The following is a 17,715-nucleotide window of genomic DNA, read 5'->3' as shown; positions in this document are numbered from 1 at the left end:
ACCCGCCCGTGCACTGCCGTACAGACAGATTAGAAAGGCAACAGCCAGCTCACGCGTAGGGAAAGAAGGTGCACTGCCGTACACGCAGTTTAGCAAAATAGAAAATAAGGTCTCCCTTTACTCTCTACACTGTCGAACAGACAGCCCTGAAGCTGGAACGAACGGCTAAATAATTGTTCAAATAATCAACTGCACCACAAAAAAATAAAGCCGGGGAAAACCCCGGCCTTATTTAATATTCATCTGCCATTACAGGCGAAAACAATTAGCGACTACGGAAGACAATGCGGCCTTTGCTCAGGTCGTACGGGGTCAGTTCAACAGTCACTTTGTCGCCCGTCAAAATGCGGATGTAGTTTTTGCGCATTTTACCGGAGATGTGCGCAGTTACCACGTGACCGTTTTCCAGCTCTACGCGAAACATGGTATTAGGCAACGTATCAAGTACGGTACCCTGCATTTCAATATTGTCTTCTTTGGCCATCTAATCCTCTGGGGTATCACTACCAAGTTTTGAACCGGCAAGATAATGCCGAAATTCATCAATTAAGTAAAGAATTGCGCGATTAAAACGCAGCAAAACAGTTTCGGCGCATTGCCCAAGCGTCACGGTACAACCGAACAGGAAGCGCATTCGTAAAGGGGAGACAACAGGATAAACGTCAGGACGTTATCTGAAGCGAGGGTCCCAAACGGCGGCGGGGCAACAGGCAGAAGCTACTCTGCGGCATAATTATAACACCCTCACAAAAAATATGCGGAAAACATTTAGGCATTGGGCATAAAGAGCGTTCTCGGTATCCAGAAGTCGCGGGGGAGCTTCTCCTGACGACTGGCATCCAGATGCTCGATGTACTGGCGTCTCGGGATCTCAACGGCGCCGAGAGAAGCCGTGTGCTCATTGAGCACCTGACAATCGATCAGGCGTCCACCGCGCTGGGCAAATGCCTGGCTGAAGACCAGCAGCGCCGTTTTCGAGGCATTCACCGCGCGGGAGAACATCGACTCGCCGCAAAACAGCGTCCCCTGTGCCACGCCATACATGCCGCCGACGAGTGCTCCACCGTCCCAAACCTCGATGGAGTGAGCGTAGCCAAGCTCATGAAGCTGGTGGTAGGCGGTAACGATATCGCGGGTTATCCATGTTCCCTCAAAGCGGTCTTCGGCACAGCCTTCAATGACCTGTCCAAAGGCGTGGTTGAGGGTGACGCGGTAGGGGGATTTCGCATGGAAACGCTTCATGCTGCGGCTCAGGTGAAACTGCTCTGGCCACAGCACGGCACGCGGATCGGGAGACCACCATAAAATGGGGTCGCCGGGAGAAAACCAGGGGAAGATACCGCGCTGGTACGCCATCAATAGCCGCGCAGGGCTGAGGTCACCGCCAAGGGCCAGCAGCCCATTGGGCTCACGCAGCGCCCCTTCCGGAGAAGGGAACGCGATATTATGACGAGAAAGCTGGACCAGGCGCATGACAGCAAAACTCCAGTACGCGAGTGAGGACGCTACAAATATAGTCTACAGACGCTGTTTAAACTGGTAGTAGCGACCCTGTTTCGCCAACAGCTCTGCGTGACTACCTTGCTCAATAATGTGTCCGTTGTCCATCACAATTATCCGATCAAAACTCGCCAGTCCGCGCAGGCGGTGCGTGACCATCAGGACGGTTTTACCGGTCATGACATTGGCCAGCAAATCAAGGATTTGGCTCTCGGTCGTGGCATCCAGCCCTTCGGTGGGCTCGTCAAGCAGCATCAGCGGCGCATCGTGCAGCAACGCGCGCGCAATGGCCAGACGGCGCAGTTCACCGCCGGAGAGTTGACGGCCACCTTCGCCCAGCCAGCTGTTCAATCCCTCGTCCTCAAGCAGCTTATGCAGACCGACCTGTTCCAGCATGGCGCGAAGCGCATCATCCGTGGCCTCTGGGGCTGCCAGCAGCAGGTTATCGCGCAGGGTGGCGCTAAACAGATGCACGCGCTGCGGAACGACGCTGACCGTTTTGCGCAGTGCCTGCTCGCTGAAATCAGTCAGCGACGTGTTATTAAAACGAATCTGGCCGCGCTGCGGATCCCAGGCACGGGTCAGCAGCTGAAGCAGCGTCGATTTACCGCAGCCGGTACGGCCGAGGATCGCAATCCGCTGACCGGCATTAACAGAAAGGGTAATACCGTCCAGCGCGTTCTGCGCCTGTTTGTCGTAGCTGAAGGTGACATCTTCAAGCGTCAGCGCAACCTGCCCAGGTACCACGGTCTGCCCGGCACTGAACGTGACTTCAGGTTTCTGCTCGGCAATCTGGGTGATGCGCAGGGCAGAAGCGATGACCTGCCCCAGATGCTGGAAGGCGCCCGTCACCGGGGCCAGCGCTTCAAACGCGGCCAGCGCACAGAAGACGAAAAGGGCAATAAGCGGACCCGGCTGTGTATTTCCCCCGATATCGCCGGATGCCAGCCACAGCATGGCTATCACCGCCACGCCGCCGATCAGCATCATCAGCGCCTGAGAGAAGGCCGTCAGTTCCGACTGGCGGCGCTGGGCTTCATGCCAGTTCAGCTCCGTACTTTCCATGCGGGCGCGGTAGCGCTTGCTGGCACCAAAAATGGTCAGCTCCGCCTGCCCCTGAAGCCAGGCGGTCAGCTGCTGACGGTAGTCCCCGCGCAGGCGCGTCAGGTTTTCCCCGGTGGATTTCCCGGCGCGGTAAAACAGCGGCGGCAGAATGATAAGCGTCAGCAGCATGATCCCACCCAGCGTCAGCGCAACGGGGACATCCAGAACAGACAGCCCCAGCGTGACCACCACAATCACCACAAACGCGCCCACGATCGGGGAAATCACCCGCAGGTAAAGGTGATCCAGCGTGTCGACATCCGCCACCACGCGGTTAAGCAACTCGCCCTGACGAAAACGCGCCAACCCGGCAGGGGAGAGGGGCAGCAGTTTGCTAAAGGTATAGATACGCAGGTGCTGCAGCACGCGGAAAGTGGCGTCGTGGCTGACCAGCCGTTCGAAATAGCGTCCGGCAGTACGGGTGATGGCGGTACCGCGAACCCCGGCAGCCGGAAGCATGTAGTTGAAGCTGTATAAACCGGCGAACCCCGCGACGGCCGAGGCCGACAGGAACCAGCCGGAAAGCGTGAGCAGGCCGATGCTGGCGAGCAGCGTGACAATAGCCAGCACAATACCCAGCGTCAGCATCCATTTGTGGCGTTTATAGAGCGCCAGGTAAGGTAGCAGAGCGCGCATCAGATATCCTCCTGACGGTTCGCCAGCAGGGTAGCAAATGGCCCCTGGGCGGCAACGAGAGAGGCGTAATCGCCTTGCTCAACAATACGGCCGTTTTCCATGACCCAGATCTGGTCCCAGTCGGCAATCCCTTCCAGCTGGTGGGTGACCATCAGGGTGGTTTGCTGCAGGGAGGCGGCGTTAAGCGCTTCCATGACGCGCTGCTCGCTGTGTGCGTCAAGGCTGGCTGCAGGCTCGTCCAGCAGCATCAGCTGGCATGGGTTGAGCAGCGCGCGGGCAACGGCCACACGCTGCGCCTGCCCGACCGACAGCCCGGCGGACTGGTCGCCGACAACGGTATCCACCCCTTGCGGCAGCAGCGGCAGAAACTCGCTGACCCAGGCGCGGTCGAGAACCGACTGCAGTTCATCTTCACGCGCGTCAGGGCGCGCCAGTAGCACGTTTTCACGCAGCGTAGATGCCGGGAGCTGGGGATTTTGGCCTACCCAGCTGAGCTGTTTACGCCAGGCGTCAGGGTCGAGATTGCGCAGTTCGGTTTTGTTGATCCGAAGTGAACCGGTGTAGGCCATAAAACCGGACAACGCGTTCAGCAGAGAACTTTTCCCGGAACCGCTGATGCCGACAAGGACCACGCGTTGTCCGGCAGGTAAGGTAAAGTTCAGCGGACCGGCGAGCACTTTGCCTTCGGGCGACAGAATGGAAAAGTCCTGCGCTTCAATGGTCACCGGATCTTTCGCATTCAGCGTCACGTCACCGCGCTCCGGGTGGGCTAGCGGCGTTTCCAGGAACGTTTTAAGGCTATCGGCGGCGCCAACCGCCTGAGCTTTGGCGTGATAGAAAGTTCCCAGATCGCGAAGCGGCTGGAAAAATTCCGGCGCCAGGATCAGCGCCAGGAAACCGGCGGAAAGGGTCACCGCCGTGCCGTAATGGCCGAAATCCAGCGCACCGAGGTAGGAGAAGCCGAAGTAGACCGCCACAAGGGCAATCGACAGCGAGGTGAAGAATTCCAGAACGCCTGAAGACAGGAAGGCGAGGCGTAGTACTTCCATGGTGCGCTGACGGAAGTCCTGTGACGCCAGGCGAATATTTTCGGTTTCCGCTTCACCGCGGCCAAAAATGCGTAACGTCTCCATGCCGCGCAGACGATCGAGGAAATGACCGCTTAAGCGACCCAGTGCGAGGAAGTTACGGCGGTTGGCATCCGCAGCCCCCATGCCGACCAGCGCCATAAACAGCGGGATCAGCGGGGCGGTGCCCATCAGAATCAGCGCCGCCATCCAGTTCACCGGGAAGATGGCGATCACGATCAGCAGCGGAACGAAGACGGCAAGGGCCATCTGCGGCAGATAGCGCGCATAGTAGTCGTGCATATCGTCAATCTGCTCAAGGATCAGCGTCGCCCAGCTACCGGCTGGTTTACCCTGGATCCACGCGGGCCCGGCTTCCTGAAGCCTGTCGAGCACCTGACGGCGGATCTCGTAGCGGATGTGCTGTCCGGCGTGAAAACCGACACGCTCACGCAGCCACACCACCCAGGCGCGCAGGATAAAAATCAGGATCAGGACAATAAAGGGCAGCAGGAGCGCTTCGCGTGGAATGTTCTCCATGATCATGTGATTAAGAATGCGGGCCAGCAGCCATGCCTGGGCAACAATCAACAGACCGCTAACGAAACCCAAAAGACGGGAAATCGTAAGCCAGCGGCGGGAAAGAACGCTTTGCTGTTTCAGCCAGCGTGTTAACTCTTGTTGACGGGTTTTTTCCATTGCGTACTTTGCAGGTGACGTTATTAGAAGTTGGGCAGCGCAATGTTACAACGGGGAGACAATAAAGGCGACTTATCGCCGCCTTTATTTACGTTTGTTACTGACTTGTAAAGATTATTTACCTTGTTCAGCCAGTCCATCGAGGTAGCGTTCAGCGTCCAGCGCGGCCATACAGCCGGTGCCCGCAGAGGTGATCGCCTGACGATAAATATGGTCCATCACGTCGCCAGCCGCGAATACGCCCGGGATGCTGGTTTGAGTCGCATTACCGTGAATGCCGGACTGCACTTTGATGTAGCCGTTTTCCAGCTCAAGCTGACCGTCGAAGATTGCGGTGTTCGGGCTGTGACCGATGGCCACAAACAGACCCGCCACTTCCAGCGTTTCGACATTATCGGTGTTCTGGGTATCACGAATACGCAGACCGGCAACGCCCATCTGGTCGCCCGTCACCTCTTCCAGCGTACGGTTGGTGTGCAGCACGATGTTGCCGCTCGCCACTTTGTCCATCAGACGTTTGATCAGGATCTTCTCCGCGCGGAAGGTCTCGCGGCGGTGGATCAGGTGCACTTCAGAGGCAATGTTCGCCAGATACAGCGCTTCTTCCACGGCAGTGTTGCCGCCGCCGATGACCGCGACCTTCTGATTGCGATAGAAGAAACCGTCGCAGGTGGCGCAGGCAGAAACCCCTCGGCCTTTAAACGCTTCTTCGGATGGCAGGCCGAGATAGCGGGCAGAGGCACCGGTTGCAATGATCAGCGCGTCACAGGTGTATTCACCGCTGTCACCCGTCAGGCGGAACGGACGGTTCTGCAGGTCGACCTTATTGATGTGATCGAACAGAATTTCGGTTTCGAATTTAGCGGCATGCTCGTGCATACGCTCCATCAGCAGCGGCCCGGTCAGGTCGTTCGGGTCGCCTGGCCAGTTTTCCACTTCGGTGGTGGTGGTCAGCTGACCGCCTTTTTCCATGCCGGTGATTAATACCGGGTGCAGGTTAGCGCGTGCAGCATAGACCGCCGCGGTATATCCCGCAGGTCCAGAACCAAGGATTAGCAGCTTACTGTGTTTGGCCGTGCCCATGAGATCCCCATTGTTGTTGGCAGACATTTTGCTGGATTGTAGGGAATTTGTTGTCGTAAAAAAAGAGCGCAGCAATTTTGATATCAATCTGTGTAATAGCCATGGACGATGAATCGCGCCCGATAACATCACGCTTTCTCCAGAAAAGCGGTCGTTTGTAAGGCAATAAAATGAGGATTAATACCCTGCCGCAATGAATATCCGGCATGTTGTACTAAAAAACGATGTTTTGCTTTGACAATCCCCTGCGCTTTTGCGAAAACATTCAAGGAAGAAAAAAAACCGCGTTAACCGTATGCCGCATAGGCATGCACGTAAATGCCATTTTTACCGGGTCAGTGAAATCTACGCATGGCGTGGACAGACGCCATACGTGATGTCGGTGACTGCCTTCGGGCAACGGTCTTCTTACCAACAGAACCCGAATCCGCATCGCGTCTATTACATAATCAGGCGATGTGATGACTAACGGGTACAGGCTCTGAACAGTGATGTGCACAGGGTCCAGGCAGGAGTAGGGAAGGAATACAGAGAGACAATAATAATGGTAGATAGCAAGAAGCGCCCTGGCAAAGATCTCGACCGTATCGATCGTAACATTCTTAATGAATTGCAAAAGGATGGGCGTATTTCCAACGTCGAGCTTTCAAAACGTGTGGGACTTTCCCCGACGCCGTGCCTTGAGCGTGTGCGCCGACTGGAAAGACAGGGTTTTATTCAGGGCTATACGGCTCTGCTGAACCCGCATTATCTGGATGCCTCACTTCTGGTATTTGTTGAGATTACTCTGAATCGTGGTGCGCCGGATGTGTTTGAGCAATTTAACGCCGCTGTACAAAAACTTGAAGAAATTCAAGAGTGTCATCTGGTGTCCGGTGATTTCGACTACCTGTTGAAAACCCGTGTGCCTGATATGTCCGCCTACCGTAAGCTGCTGGGGGAAACCCTGTTGCGTCTGCCGGGCGTGAACGACACCCGTACGTACGTGGTGATGGAAGAGGTCAAACAGAGCAATCGTCTGGTTATTAAGACGCGCTAACACGGAACAGGTGCAAAATCAGCGTAGTTTGATTACACTCCTGTTAATCCATACAGCAACAGTGCCGGGGAGTCCCGGCGCTGTTGTCCGTTTTAGCAAACAGGCAGGATATGCCTGATACCTGGAGAGCCTTTCTTGAGCCAGGAATACACTGAAGACAAAGAAGTCACACTATCGAAGCTAAGCAGCGGACGTCGTCTCCTCGAGGCTTTGCTGATTGTTATTGCCCTTTTTGCCGTCTGGCTGATGGCAGCCTTACTCAGTTTCAACCCCTCGGATCCCAGCTGGTCACAAACTGCATGGCATGAGCCTATCCATAATTTGGGCGGTGTCCCCGGTGCCTGGCTTGCGGACACGCTGTTCTTCATTTTCGGTGTGATGGCCTACACCCTTCCCGTCATTATCATTGGCGGATGCTGGTTTGCGTGGCGTCATCGTCAGAACGATGATTACATCGACTATTTCGCCGTCTCGCTGCGCCTGATTGGCGCGCTGGCGCTGATCCTCACCTCCTGCGGGCTGGCGGCGATTAACGCCGATGATATCTGGTACTTCGCCTCTGGCGGGGTGATCGGCAGCTTATTAAGTTCTGCGCTGCAGCCGATGCTGCACAGCAGCGGCGGCACGCTGGCGCTGCTGTGCATCTGGGCCGCCGGGCTGACGCTGTTTACCGGCTGGTCCTGGGTGAGCATTGCCGAGAAAATTGGCAGCTTTATCCTCACCATTCTGACTTTTGCCAGCAATCGTACCCGCCGTGACGATACGTGGGTGGATGAAGATGAATACGAAGATGAAGAGGAAGACGATGCGCCTGTGCAGCGTCGCGAGTCTCGTCGTGCCCGAATTCTGCGCGGCGCGCTGGCGCGTCGCCAGCGTGTGGCCGAGAAATTTGCCAACCCACTGGGCCGTAAAACCGATGCGGCGCTCTTCTCCGGTAAACGCATGGATGAAGACGAGCAGGTGGCGTATCGCGCTGCGGGTGTCGCCGTCGATCCTGACGATGTGCTCTTCTCCGGCAGCCGGGCCACGCCCGGGGACTTTGACGAATACGACCCGCTGTTAAACGGCCACTCGGTCACCGAACCGGTAGCAGCCGCGGCCGCCGCGACGACTGCAGCCCAGGCGTATGCCGCGCCTGTCGACGCCGTGATGCCATCCGCGCCGGTCCCGCCACCGGAATCCGTTATTCAGCAGCCTCAGGTTGAGTGGCAGACTGCGCCGGGTGTTCACACGCCAGAGCCCGTTATTGCGCCTGAACCTGAAAGCTACATCCCCGTGCAGCAGGAACAGTGGCAGCAGCCTTATCAGCCGCCGCAGCCTGAGTATGAACCGCAGCAATATCAGCAGCCAGTGGCTCAACCGTATCAGGAGTACGTGCCTGAACCGGTTGAACCTGTGCAGCCTTACGTTGCACCGCAGCCTGAACCTGAGCCTGAAATCGTGGAAGAGGTGAAGCCTGCCCGTCCACCGCTGTACTATTTTGAAGAAGTCGAAGAGCGCCGCGCGCGTGAGCGCGAACAGCTGGCCGCCTGGTATCAGCCTGTGCCTGAACCGGTGCAGGAGCCGGTTACGAAAGCGCCTTCTGTTTCTGTTCCACCTGTCGACCCGACGCCTGCTGTTGCACCCGTAGCGGAAAGCGTGAAGCAGGCTACCGCAGCGGCGGCCGTGGCTGCACCCGTCTTTAGCCTGGCAACCGGGGGTGCACCTCGTCCTCAGGTGAAAGAGGGGATTGGTCCGCAGCTGCCTCGTCCTAACCGCGTCCGCGTGCCAACCCGCCGTGAGCTTGCTTCTTATGGCATCAAGCTGCCTTCCCAGCGTATGGCTGAAGAAAAAGCCCGCGAGTCTGAGTACGACGATGATGCTGATGAAATGCAGCAGGACGAGCTGGCCCGCCAGTTCGCTGCCCAGCAGAATCAGCGCTACGGTGAAGAGTATCAGCACGATGAACCGGCGCTGGAAGACGACGATGATGCCGCAGAAGCGGAACTGGCGCGTCAGTTTGCCGCCACCCAGCAGCAGCGCTATTCTGGTGAACAACCGGCTGGTGCAAATCCGTTCTCGCTGTCGGACTTTGAATTCTCGCCGATGAAAGATCTGGTGGATGATGGCCCAAGCGAGCCTTTATTTACCCCGAGCGTGATGCCGGAAGCTGAGCCTGTGCGCCAGCCACCGGCACCGCAGGCCTACGCGCAGCCGCAACAGCCCGTTCAGCAGCCGTATACACAGCCGCAGCAGCCACCACAGCCGCCGCAGTTCCAGCAGCCTGCGCCTCAGCCTCAGGAGAGCCTGATTCACCCGCTGCTGATGCGTAACGGTGACAGCCGTCCGCTGCAGCGTCCAAGTACGCCGCTGCCGTCTCTGGATCTGTTAACGCCGCCGCCGTCAGAAGTTGAACCGGTTGATACCTTCGCGCTGGAGCAGATGGCGCGTCTGGTGGAGGCCCGTCTGGCTGACTTCCGTATCAAGGCGGACGTGGTGAACTACTCACCGGGTCCTGTGATCACCCGTTTTGAACTGAACCTGGCGCCGGGCGTAAAAGCCGCGCGTATTTCCAACCTGTCCCGCGACCTGGCGCGTTCGCTGTCGACCGTGGCGGTGCGCGTGGTGGAAGTGATACCGGGTAAACCTTACGTTGGTCTTGAGCTGCCGAACAAGAAACGTCAGACCGTTTACCTGCGTGAAGTGCTGGATAACACCAAGTTCCGCGATAACCCATCCCCGCTGACCGTGGTGCTGGGTAAAGATATCGCTGGCGATCCGGTGGTGGCAGACCTCGCAAAAATGCCTCACCTGCTGGTCGCGGGTACTACCGGTTCCGGTAAGTCCGTCGGTGTGAACGCCATGATCCTCAGCATGCTCTATAAAGCGCAGCCGGAAGATGTGCGTTTCATCATGATTGACCCGAAAATGCTCGAACTGTCGGTCTATGAAGGTATTCCTCATCTGCTGACCGAAGTGGTCACCGACATGAAAGACGCCGCCAACGCTTTGCGCTGGAGCGTGAATGAGATGGAGCGTCGCTACAAGCTGATGTCTGCGTTGGGCGTACGTAACCTGGCCGGCTATAACGAGAAAATCGCTGAAGCGGCGCGTATGGGACGTCCGATTCCGGATCCATACTGGAAGCCGGGTGACAGCATGGATGCCCAGCATCCGGTGCTGGAAAAACTGCCTTATATCGTGGTGCTGGTCGATGAATTCGCTGACCTGATGATGACCGTCGGTAAGAAAGTGGAAGAGCTGATTGCCCGCCTGGCGCAGAAAGCGCGTGCGGCCGGTATTCACCTTGTGCTGGCGACCCAGCGTCCTTCCGTGGACGTCATCACCGGTCTGATTAAAGCGAACATTCCGACGCGTATCGCCTTTACCGTATCGAGCAAAATTGACTCGCGTACTATTCTTGACCAGGGCGGTGCAGAGTCGCTGCTGGGTATGGGTGACATGCTCTATTCCGGTCCGAACTCTACCTCTCCGGTGCGTGTTCACGGCGCGTTCGTGCGCGACCAGGAAGTGCACGCGGTTGTGCAGGACTGGAAAGCGCGCGGTCGTCCGCAATACGTCGATGGCATCACCAGCGACACGGAAAGTGAAGGTGGCGGCGGTGGCTTTGACGGCGGTGAAGAGCTGGATCCGTTATTCGATCAGGCGGTTAACTTCGTTACCGAAAAACGTAAAGCGTCTATCTCCGGCGTACAGCGTCAGTTCCGCATCGGCTATAACCGCGCTGCGCGCATCATCGAGCAGATGGAAGCGCAGGGCATTGTGAGTGAGCAGGGGCATAACGGTAACCGCGAGGTGCTGGCACCGCCACCGTTTGATTAACCTTCCGCAATTGCAAAGAAGGGTAAATCAGCCAAAATTAAGCATTTTCTTCTGTCGCCTGCCTTCGGGCAGGTCCAGAATAGAAGACGGAACCCCCCTATCGGGAAGACGTATTTTAAGGAATAACAATGAAAAAAATCGCCATCGCCTGTGCATTACTCACCAGTTTTGTCGCCAGCAGCGTCTGGGCTGATGCGGCCAGCGACCTTAAAAGCCGACTGGATAAAGTAAGCAGCTTCCACGCCAGCTTCACTCAAAAAGTGACGGACGGCAGCGGCAACGCGGTGCAGGAAGGTCAGGGAGATTTGTGGGTAAAACGCCCCAATCTCTTCAACTGGCACATGACCCAGCCGGATGAGAGCATCCTGGTCTCTGACGGTAAAACCCTATGGTTCTTCAACCCGTTCGTTGAGCAGGCCACGGCGACCTGGCTGAAGGATGCGACCAGCAATACGCCGTTTATGCTGATTGCCCGTAACCAGGCCAGCGACTGGCAGCAGTACAATATTAAACAGACAGGTGACGAATTTGTCCTGACGCCGAAAGGCAGCAACGGCAACCTGAAGCAGTTCACCATCAATGTCAGCACCAACGGTACCATTAATCAGTTCGGCGCGGTTGAGCAGGACGATCAGCGCAGCAGCTATCAGCTCAAGTCTCAGCAGAACGGCGCCGTTGATGCATCGAAATTCACCTTTACCCCGCCGAAGGGCGTAACGGTGGACGACCAACGCAATAAGTAAGAGGCGTGAGTGGGCAATCTGTCGCTCGATTTTTCAGATAACGCGTTTCAACCTCTGGCCGCACGTATGCGGCCAGAAAATTTAGCGCAGTACATCGGCCAGCAGCACCTGCTGGCTGCCGGTAAGCCCTTGCCGCGCGCCATTGAGGCGGGGCATTTGCACTCCATGATCCTCTGGGGGCCACCCGGCACCGGTAAAACGACCCTCGCTGAAGTGATTGCCCGCTATGCCAACGCAGACGTCGAACGTATCTCGGCGGTGACGTCCGGCGTGAAGGAGATCCGCGAAGCGATCGAGCGTGCGCGGCAGAACCGCAATGCCGGGCGGCGCACCATTCTCTTTGTGGACGAAGTCCACCGCTTCAACAAGAGCCAGCAGGATGCCTTCCTGCCGCACATTGAAGACGGCACGATCTTCTTCATCGGCGCGACCACCGAAAACCCGTCGTTTGAGCTGAACTCGGCGCTACTTTCCCGCGCGCGCGTTTACCTGCTCAAATCGCTGACGACCGAGGATATCGAAAAGGTTCTTACTCAGGCGATGGACGACAAATCGCGCGGCTACGGGGGGCAGGATATCGTTCTGCCTGACGAGACGCGTCGTGCGATTGCGGAACTGGTTAACGGCGATGCGCGTCGGGCGCTGAACACGCTGGAGATGATGGCCGATATGGCCGAGGTCGACGATGCTGGCAAGCGGGTGCTAAAACCGGAACTGCTCACCGAAATTGCCGGGGAACGCAGCGCGCGTTTCGATAATAAAGGTGACCGTTTTTACGATCTCATTTCGGCCCTGCATAAGTCCGTGCGCGGCAGCGCGCCGGATGCAGCGCTGTACTGGTACGCGCGTATTATCACTGCGGGCGGCGATCCGTTATACGTCGCGCGCCGCTGTCTGGCAATTGCCTCAGAAGACGTCGGCAATGCCGATCCTCGCGCCATGCAGGTCGCGCTGTCGGCCTGGGACTGTTTCACCCGGGTTGGACCTGCGGAAGGCGAGCGCGCCATTGCGCAGGCAATTGTCTATCTGGCCTGTGCGCCGAAAAGCAATGCCGTCTATACCGCGTTTAAGGCCGCGATGTCTGACGCACGCGAACGCCCGGACTACGATGTACCGGTTCATCTGCGTAATGCGCCGACCAAACTGATGAAAGAGATGGGGTATGGGCAGGAGTACCGCTACGCTCATGATGAACCCAATGCCTACGCCGCCGGGGAGGAATATTTCCCGCAGGAGATGGCACAAACGCGCTATTATCACCCCACAAACAGAGGTCTTGAAGGCAAGATTGGTGAAAAGCTCACCTGGCTCGCCGGACAGGATCAAAATAGCCCTATAAAACGCTACCGTTAGTTCAGTCGTTGCGGTAATGTTGGCAATTGTATCCTTGTGACCGCAGGCTGTGGTCACATTTCCTATTTTAATTCGATAAGCACAGGATAAGCATGCTCGATCCCAATCTGCTGCGTAATGAGCCAGACGCAGTCGCTGAAAAACTGGCACGCCGGGGCTTTAAGCTGGATGTAGATAAGCTGCGCGCTCTTGAAGAGCGTCGTAAAGTTCTGCAGGTACAAACTGAAAATCTGCAGGCAGAGCGTAACTCTCGATCGAAATCCATCGGCCAGGCGAAAGCGCGCGGGGAAGATATTGAGCCATTACGCCTGGAAGTGAACAAGCTGGGTGAAGAACTGGATCAGGCGAAAGCGGAGCTGGATGTTCTTCAGGCCGAAATTCGTGATATTGCCCTGGCTATCCCGAATATTCCTGACGACAGCGTGCCTGTCGGCAAAGATGAAAACGACAACGTTGAAGTGAAACGCTGGGGTACGCCTCGTGAGTTTGACTTTGAAGTGCGCGATCACGTGACGCTGGGCGAAATGCACGCGGGCCTGGATTTTGCGGCAGCGGTTAAGCTGACCGGTTCTCGCTTCGTGGTGATGAAAGGCCAGATTGCCCATCTGCACCGCGCGCTGGCGCAGTTCATGCTGGATCTGCACACCGAGCAGCATGGCTACAGCGAAACCTACGTGCCGTATCTGGTCAACCACGATACGCTGTACGGTACGGGCCAGCTGCCGAAATTTGCCGGCGATCTGTTCCATACCCGTCCGCTGGACGAAGAAGCAGACAGCAGCAACTACGCGCTGATCCCAACCGCGGAAGTGCCGCTGACTAACCTCGTGCGTGATGAGATCATCGACGAAGACGATCTGCCGATCAAACTGACGGCGCACTCTCCGTGCTTCCGTTCTGAAGCCGGTTCTTACGGTCGCGACACGCGCGGTCTGATCCGTATGCACCAGTTCGACAAGGTTGAGATGGTGCAGATCGTTCGTCCTGAAGAGTCCATGGACGCGCTGGAAGAAATGACCGGCCACGCGGAGAAAGTGCTGGAGCTGCTGGGTCTGCCGTACCGTCGTATGGCGCTGTGCACCGGTGATATGGGCTTTGGCGCCTGCAAAACCTTCGATCTGGAAGTGTGGGTGCCTGCGCAGAACACCTACCGTGAAATCTCCTCCTGCTCTAACGTCTGGGATTTCCAGGCGCGCCGCATGCAGGCACGCTGCCGCAGCAAATCTGACAAGAAAACCCGTCTGGTGCATACCCTGAACGGTTCTGGTCTGGCTGTGGGCCGTACCCTGGTTGCCGTGCTGGAAAACTACCAGCAGGCAGACGGTCGTATCGAGATCCCTGAAGTGCTGCGTCCATACATGAAAGGCCAGCAGTACATCGGTTAATATTTGCCTTAAAACAAAAAAGCGCCTCGGGGCGCTTTTTTTATGCCTTTGATTTGATACGACGCAATAACCCCTCCCTCTAAAGTAGTAATACTCCTCCGAATGAAAGTCAGCATAAAACGCTGATAACGAAAAAATTCGTTATATATAAAACTACATAGCGGTTTGCGCCGCCTCTCTTTTCTTTGTGAGCAACCAAAGTGAGTCTCTATGAAAATCAACGCGCCTGAAGCATTAATGGCTGCCGAGGTCACTCGCCGTGGGTTGATGAAAACCACGGCCATAGGCGGCCTGGCCGTAGCCAGCAGTGCCTTCACGCTCCCCTTTACCCGACTGGCGTCTGCGGCAGAGGCTCTGTCTCCGGCCACTTCGCCGGAAAAAGTGGTGTGGAGTGCCTGTACCGTCAACTGCGGTAGCCGTTGTCCGCTGCGTATGCATGTGGTGGACGGTGAAATTAAATATGTCGAAACCGACAATACCGGGGATGATAACTACGAAGGGTTACATCAGGTCCGTGCCTGCCTGCGTGGTCGTTCCATGCGTCGTCGCGTCTATAATCCGGACCGTCTGAAATACCCGATGAAGCGCGTCGGTAAGCGTGGGGAAGGGAAATTCGAGCGGATTAGCTGGGACGAAGCCTACGATATCATCGCCACCAACATGCAGCGTTTGATTAAAGAGTACGGTAACGAATCTATCTACCTGAACTACGGTACCGGGACGCTTGGCGGCACGCTGACCCGCTCCTGGCCACCGGGAAAAACGCTGGTGGCGCGCCTGATGAACTGCTGCGGCGGTTATCTTAATCACTATGGCGACTACTCCTCTGCGCAGATCGCGGCAGGACTGAACTACACCTACGGCGGCTGGGCTGACGGCAATAGCCCGTCCGATATCGAAAACAGTAAGCTGGTCGTGCTGTTCGGTAACAACCCGGGTGAAACCCGCATGAGCGGTGGCGGGGTGACCTACTACCTCGAACAGGCACGCGCCAAATCCAATGCCCGCATGATCATCATCGATCCGCGCTATACCGACACCGGTGCCGGACGTGAAGACGAGTGGATCCCAATCCGTCCGGGTACCGATGCCGCGCTGGTCTCCGCGCTCGCGTGGGTGATGATCACCGAAAACCTTGTTGATCAGCCTTTCCTGGATAAATACTGCGTCGGCTATGACGAGAAAACGCTGCCCGCCAGCGCGCCGGCAAACGGTCACTACAAGGCGTATATTCTCGGACAGGGCAGCGACGGCGTGGCGAAAACGCCGGAGTGGGCCTCCACCATCACCGGCATCCCGGCAGAGCGTATCGTTCAGCTGGCGCGTGAGATTGGCTCAGCCAAACCGGCCTATATCAGCCAGGGCTGGGGTCCGCAGCGTCATGCGAACGGCGAAATCGCGACCCGTGCCATCTCCATGCTCTCCATTCTGACCGGCAACGTCGGCATTCACGGCGGTAACACCGGCGCGCGTGAAGGTTCATATGAAGTGCCCTTCGAACGTATGCCGACGCTGGATAACCCGGTTCAGACCAGCATCTCCATGTTTATGTGGACCGATGCGATTGAGCGCGGCCCGGAAATGACCGCTCTGCGCGACGGCGTTCGCGGCAAGGACAAGCTGGACGTGCCGATCAAGATGATCTGGAACTATGCCGGTAACTGTCTCATCAACCAGCACTCTGAAATCAACCGCACCCATGAAATCCTGCAGGACGACAAGAAGTGCGAGATGATTGTGGTGATCGACTGCCACATGACCTCCTCGGCAAAATATGCCGATATCCTGCTGCCGGACTGCACCGCCTCTGAGCAGATGGATTTCGCGCTGGACGCCTCCTGCGGCAACATGTCCTACGTGATCTTTACCGACCAGGCGATTAAACCGCGCTTTGAGTGCAAAACCATTTATGAGATGACCTCTGAGCTGGCGAAACGTCTTGGCGTTGAGCAGCAGTTTACCGAGGGACGTACTCAGGAAGGGTGGATGCGCCATCTGCATGAACTCTCCCGCAAGGCGATCCCGGACCTCCCTGACTTCGATACCTTCCGCAAGCAGGGGATGTACAAACAGCGCGATCCGGAAGGGCACCACGTGGCGTACAAAGCGTTCCGTGAAGATCCGCAGGCGAACCCGCTGACCACGCCGTCGGGCAAAATCGAAATCTACTCCGAAGCGCTGGCAAACATTGCGTCAACCTGGGAGCTGCCGGAAGGGGACGTCATCGATCCGCTGCCGATCTACACGCCGGGTTTTGAAAACTATAACGATCCGCTGACGGCGAAATTCCCGCTGCAGCTGACCGGCTTCCACTACAAAGCGCGTGTTCACTCTACTTACGGTAACGTCGACGTGCTGAAGGCCGCCTGCCGCCAGGAAATGTGGATTAACCCGATGGACGCGAAAGCGCGCGGCATCAGCAATGGCGATCGCGTGCGTATCTTCAACGGTCGCGGCGAGGTGCATATTGAAGCCAAAGTCACCCCACGCATGATGCCCGGCGTGGTGGCGTTAGGGGAAGGGGCCTGGTACAGCCCGGATGCCAACCGCATCGACCAGGCAGGCAGTATTAACGTACTGACCACACAGCGTCCGTCGCCGCTGGCGAAGGGTAACCCATCCCACACAAACCTTGTCCAGGTTGAAAAGGTTTAAGGAGTAACCGATGACAACTCAGTATGGATTTTTTATTGATTCCAGCCGTTGTACCGGGTGCAAAACCTGCGAGCTGGCCTGTAAAGACTACAAAGACCTGACGCCGGACGTGAGCTTCCGTCGCATCTACGAATACGCCGGGGGCGACTGGCAGGAAGATAACGGCGTCTGGCATCAGAACGTCTTTGCGTATTACCTGTCGATTGCCTGTAACCACTGTGAAGATCCTGCCTGCACGAAGGTTTGTCCGAGCGGGGCGATGCACAAGCGCGAAGATGGCTTTGTGGTGGTGGATGAAGATGTCTGCATCGGCTGTCGCTACTGCCATATGGCCTGTCCATACGGCGCGCCGCAGTACAACGCTGCCAAGGGCCATATGACCAAATGCGATGGCTGCCACACCCGCGTAGCGGATGGCAAAAAGCCGATTTGCGTCGAGTCCTGTCCGCTGCGCGCGCTGGACTTCGGCCCGATTGAAGAGCTGCGTCAGAAACACGGTCAGCTCGCCGCCGTGGCACCGCTGCCGTCTGCGCACTTCACGAAGCCGAGTATTGTGATTAAACCTAACGCCAACAGCCGTCCTACAGGTGATACCACCGGCTACCTGGCAAACCCGAAGGAGGTGTGAG

Annotated in this window: 12 protein-coding genes and 1 CRISPR repeat array (1 of these 13 cut by a window edge); of the genes, 7 read left to right on the top strand and 5 right to left on the bottom strand. The window is 57.0% G+C overall.

Annotated features, from left to right (window positions below; all coding sequences use genetic code 11):
• Positions 1 to 96: a CRISPR direct-repeat array (repeat unit 28 nt); it reaches 1,252 nt to the left of the window's first position.
• 169 nt (positions 97 to 265) lie between these two features.
• The 5 genes from infA to trxB all read right to left on the bottom strand — a co-directional run bounded on the left by infA (position 266) and on the right by trxB (position 6,089).
• Positions 266 to 484 (bottom strand): translation initiation factor IF-1, encoded by a 219-nt coding sequence (gene infA / locus BFG58_RS07060; RefSeq protein WP_002211347.1) that lies wholly within the window; start codon positions 482 to 484, stop codon positions 266 to 268.
• A 284-nt stretch (positions 485 to 768) separates the two neighbouring features.
• On the bottom strand, positions 769 to 1,473 hold the full coding sequence (gene aat, locus BFG58_RS07055; protein ID WP_069719513.1) for a leucyl/phenylalanyl-tRNA--protein transferase: 705 nt from the start codon (positions 1,471 to 1,473) through the stop codon (positions 769 to 771).
• Positions 1,474 to 1,518: 45 nt separating this feature from the next.
• Complete coding sequence (gene cydC / locus BFG58_RS07050; RefSeq protein WP_069719512.1) at positions 1,519 to 3,240, bottom strand: cysteine/glutathione ABC transporter ATP-binding protein/permease CydC; 1,722 nt, start codon at positions 3,238 to 3,240, stop codon at positions 1,519 to 1,521.
• Positions 3,240 to 5,006 carry a cysteine/glutathione ABC transporter permease/ATP-binding protein CydD gene (gene cydD, locus BFG58_RS07045; protein WP_069719511.1) on the bottom strand — a complete coding sequence of 589 codons (1,767 nt, stop codon included), beginning with the start codon at positions 5,004 to 5,006 and terminating at the stop codon, positions 3,240 to 3,242. Before cydD ends, cydC begins: the two co-directional genes overlap by 1 nt.
• Positions 5,007 to 5,120: 114 nt before the next feature.
• Positions 5,121 to 6,089: a thioredoxin-disulfide reductase gene (trxB, locus tag BFG58_RS07040; RefSeq protein ID WP_032638969.1), complete on the bottom strand. Its 969-nt coding sequence runs from the start codon at positions 6,087 to 6,089 to the stop codon at positions 5,121 to 5,123.
• Between the two features lie 544 nt (positions 6,090 to 6,633).
• On the opposite strand from trxB, the gene lrp reads away from it, so the two are divergent.
• The 7 genes from lrp to BFG58_RS07005 all read left to right on the top strand — a co-directional run bounded on the left by lrp (position 6,634) and on the right by BFG58_RS07005 (position 17,714).
• A complete protein-coding gene (lrp, locus tag BFG58_RS07035) occupies positions 6,634 to 7,128 on the top strand; it encodes a leucine-responsive transcriptional regulator Lrp (protein WP_000228469.1) in 495 nt (164 codons plus the stop codon).
• Between the two features lie 135 nt (positions 7,129 to 7,263).
• The gene (locus tag BFG58_RS07030) at positions 7,264 to 10,950 is read left to right on the top strand and encodes a DNA translocase FtsK 4TM domain-containing protein (RefSeq protein WP_069719510.1); all 3,687 of its coding nucleotides are present in this window, start codon (positions 7,264 to 7,266) and stop codon (positions 10,948 to 10,950) included.
• Between the two features lie 128 nt (positions 10,951 to 11,078).
• The gene (lolA, locus tag BFG58_RS07025; protein ID WP_024907806.1) at positions 11,079 to 11,693 is read left to right on the top strand and encodes an outer membrane lipoprotein chaperone LolA; all 615 of its coding nucleotides are present in this window, start codon (positions 11,079 to 11,081) and stop codon (positions 11,691 to 11,693) included.
• A 9-nt stretch (positions 11,694 to 11,702) separates the two neighbouring features.
• The gene (gene rarA / locus BFG58_RS07020) at positions 11,703 to 13,046 is read left to right on the top strand and encodes a replication-associated recombination protein RarA (protein WP_008499984.1); all 1,344 of its coding nucleotides are present in this window, start codon (positions 11,703 to 11,705) and stop codon (positions 13,044 to 13,046) included.
• A 92-nt stretch (positions 13,047 to 13,138) separates the two neighbouring features.
• Positions 13,139 to 14,431 carry a serine--tRNA ligase gene (gene serS, locus BFG58_RS07015; protein WP_008499983.1) on the top strand — a complete coding sequence of 431 codons (1,293 nt, stop codon included), beginning with the start codon at positions 13,139 to 13,141 and terminating at the stop codon, positions 14,429 to 14,431.
• Positions 14,432 to 14,641: 210 nt separating this feature from the next.
• Entirely contained in the window at positions 14,642 to 17,086 is a 2,445-nt protein-coding gene (gene dmsA, locus BFG58_RS07010; protein WP_069719509.1) for a dimethylsulfoxide reductase subunit A, read from the top strand.
• A gap of 10 nt (positions 17,087 to 17,096) precedes the next feature.
• Positions 17,097 to 17,714 carry a DMSO/selenate family reductase complex B subunit gene (locus tag BFG58_RS07005; protein WP_021240882.1) on the top strand — a complete coding sequence of 206 codons (618 nt, stop codon included), beginning with the start codon at positions 17,097 to 17,099 and terminating at the stop codon, positions 17,712 to 17,714.
• The last annotated feature ends 1 nt before the right edge of the window (position 17,715 follow it).

Origin of the sequence: Enterobacter sp. ku-bf2 (assembly GCF_001742765.1) — a bacterium.
Taxonomy (GTDB): Bacteria; Pseudomonadota; Gammaproteobacteria; order Enterobacterales; family Enterobacteriaceae; genus Enterobacter; species Enterobacter quasiroggenkampii.
The sequence above is the reverse complement of the archived record's forward strand: the minus strand, read 5'-3'. Positions and strand labels throughout refer to the sequence as shown.

What these genes read in the sequence shown, in the direction of transcription:
- infA (WP_002211347.1), bottom strand. Translation starts at nt 484, where the DNA reads ATGGCCAAAGAAGACAATATTGAAATGCAGGGTACCGTACTTGATACG.
- aat (WP_069719513.1), bottom strand. Translation starts at nt 1,473, where the DNA reads ATGCGCCTGGTCCAGCTTTCTCGTCATAATATCGCGTTCCCTTCTCCG.
- cydC (WP_069719512.1), bottom strand. Translation starts at nt 3,240, where the DNA reads ATGCGCGCTCTGCTACCTTACCTGGCGCTCTATAAACGCCACAAATGG.
- cydD (WP_069719511.1), bottom strand. Translation starts at nt 5,006, where the DNA reads ATGGAAAAAACCCGTCAACAAGAGTTAACACGCTGGCTGAAACAGCAA.
- trxB (WP_032638969.1), bottom strand. Translation starts at nt 6,089, where the DNA reads ATGGGCACGGCCAAACACAGTAAGCTGCTAATCCTTGGTTCTGGACCT.
- lrp (WP_000228469.1), top strand. Translation starts at nt 6,634, where the DNA reads ATGGTAGATAGCAAGAAGCGCCCTGGCAAAGATCTCGACCGTATCGAT.
- lolA (WP_024907806.1), top strand. Translation starts at nt 11,079, where the DNA reads ATGAAAAAAATCGCCATCGCCTGTGCATTACTCACCAGTTTTGTCGCC.
- serS (WP_008499983.1), top strand. Translation starts at nt 13,139, where the DNA reads ATGCTCGATCCCAATCTGCTGCGTAATGAGCCAGACGCAGTCGCTGAA.
- dmsA (WP_069719509.1), top strand. Translation starts at nt 14,642, where the DNA reads ATGAAAATCAACGCGCCTGAAGCATTAATGGCTGCCGAGGTCACTCGC.
- BFG58_RS07005 (WP_021240882.1), top strand. Translation starts at nt 17,097, where the DNA reads ATGACAACTCAGTATGGATTTTTTATTGATTCCAGCCGTTGTACCGGG.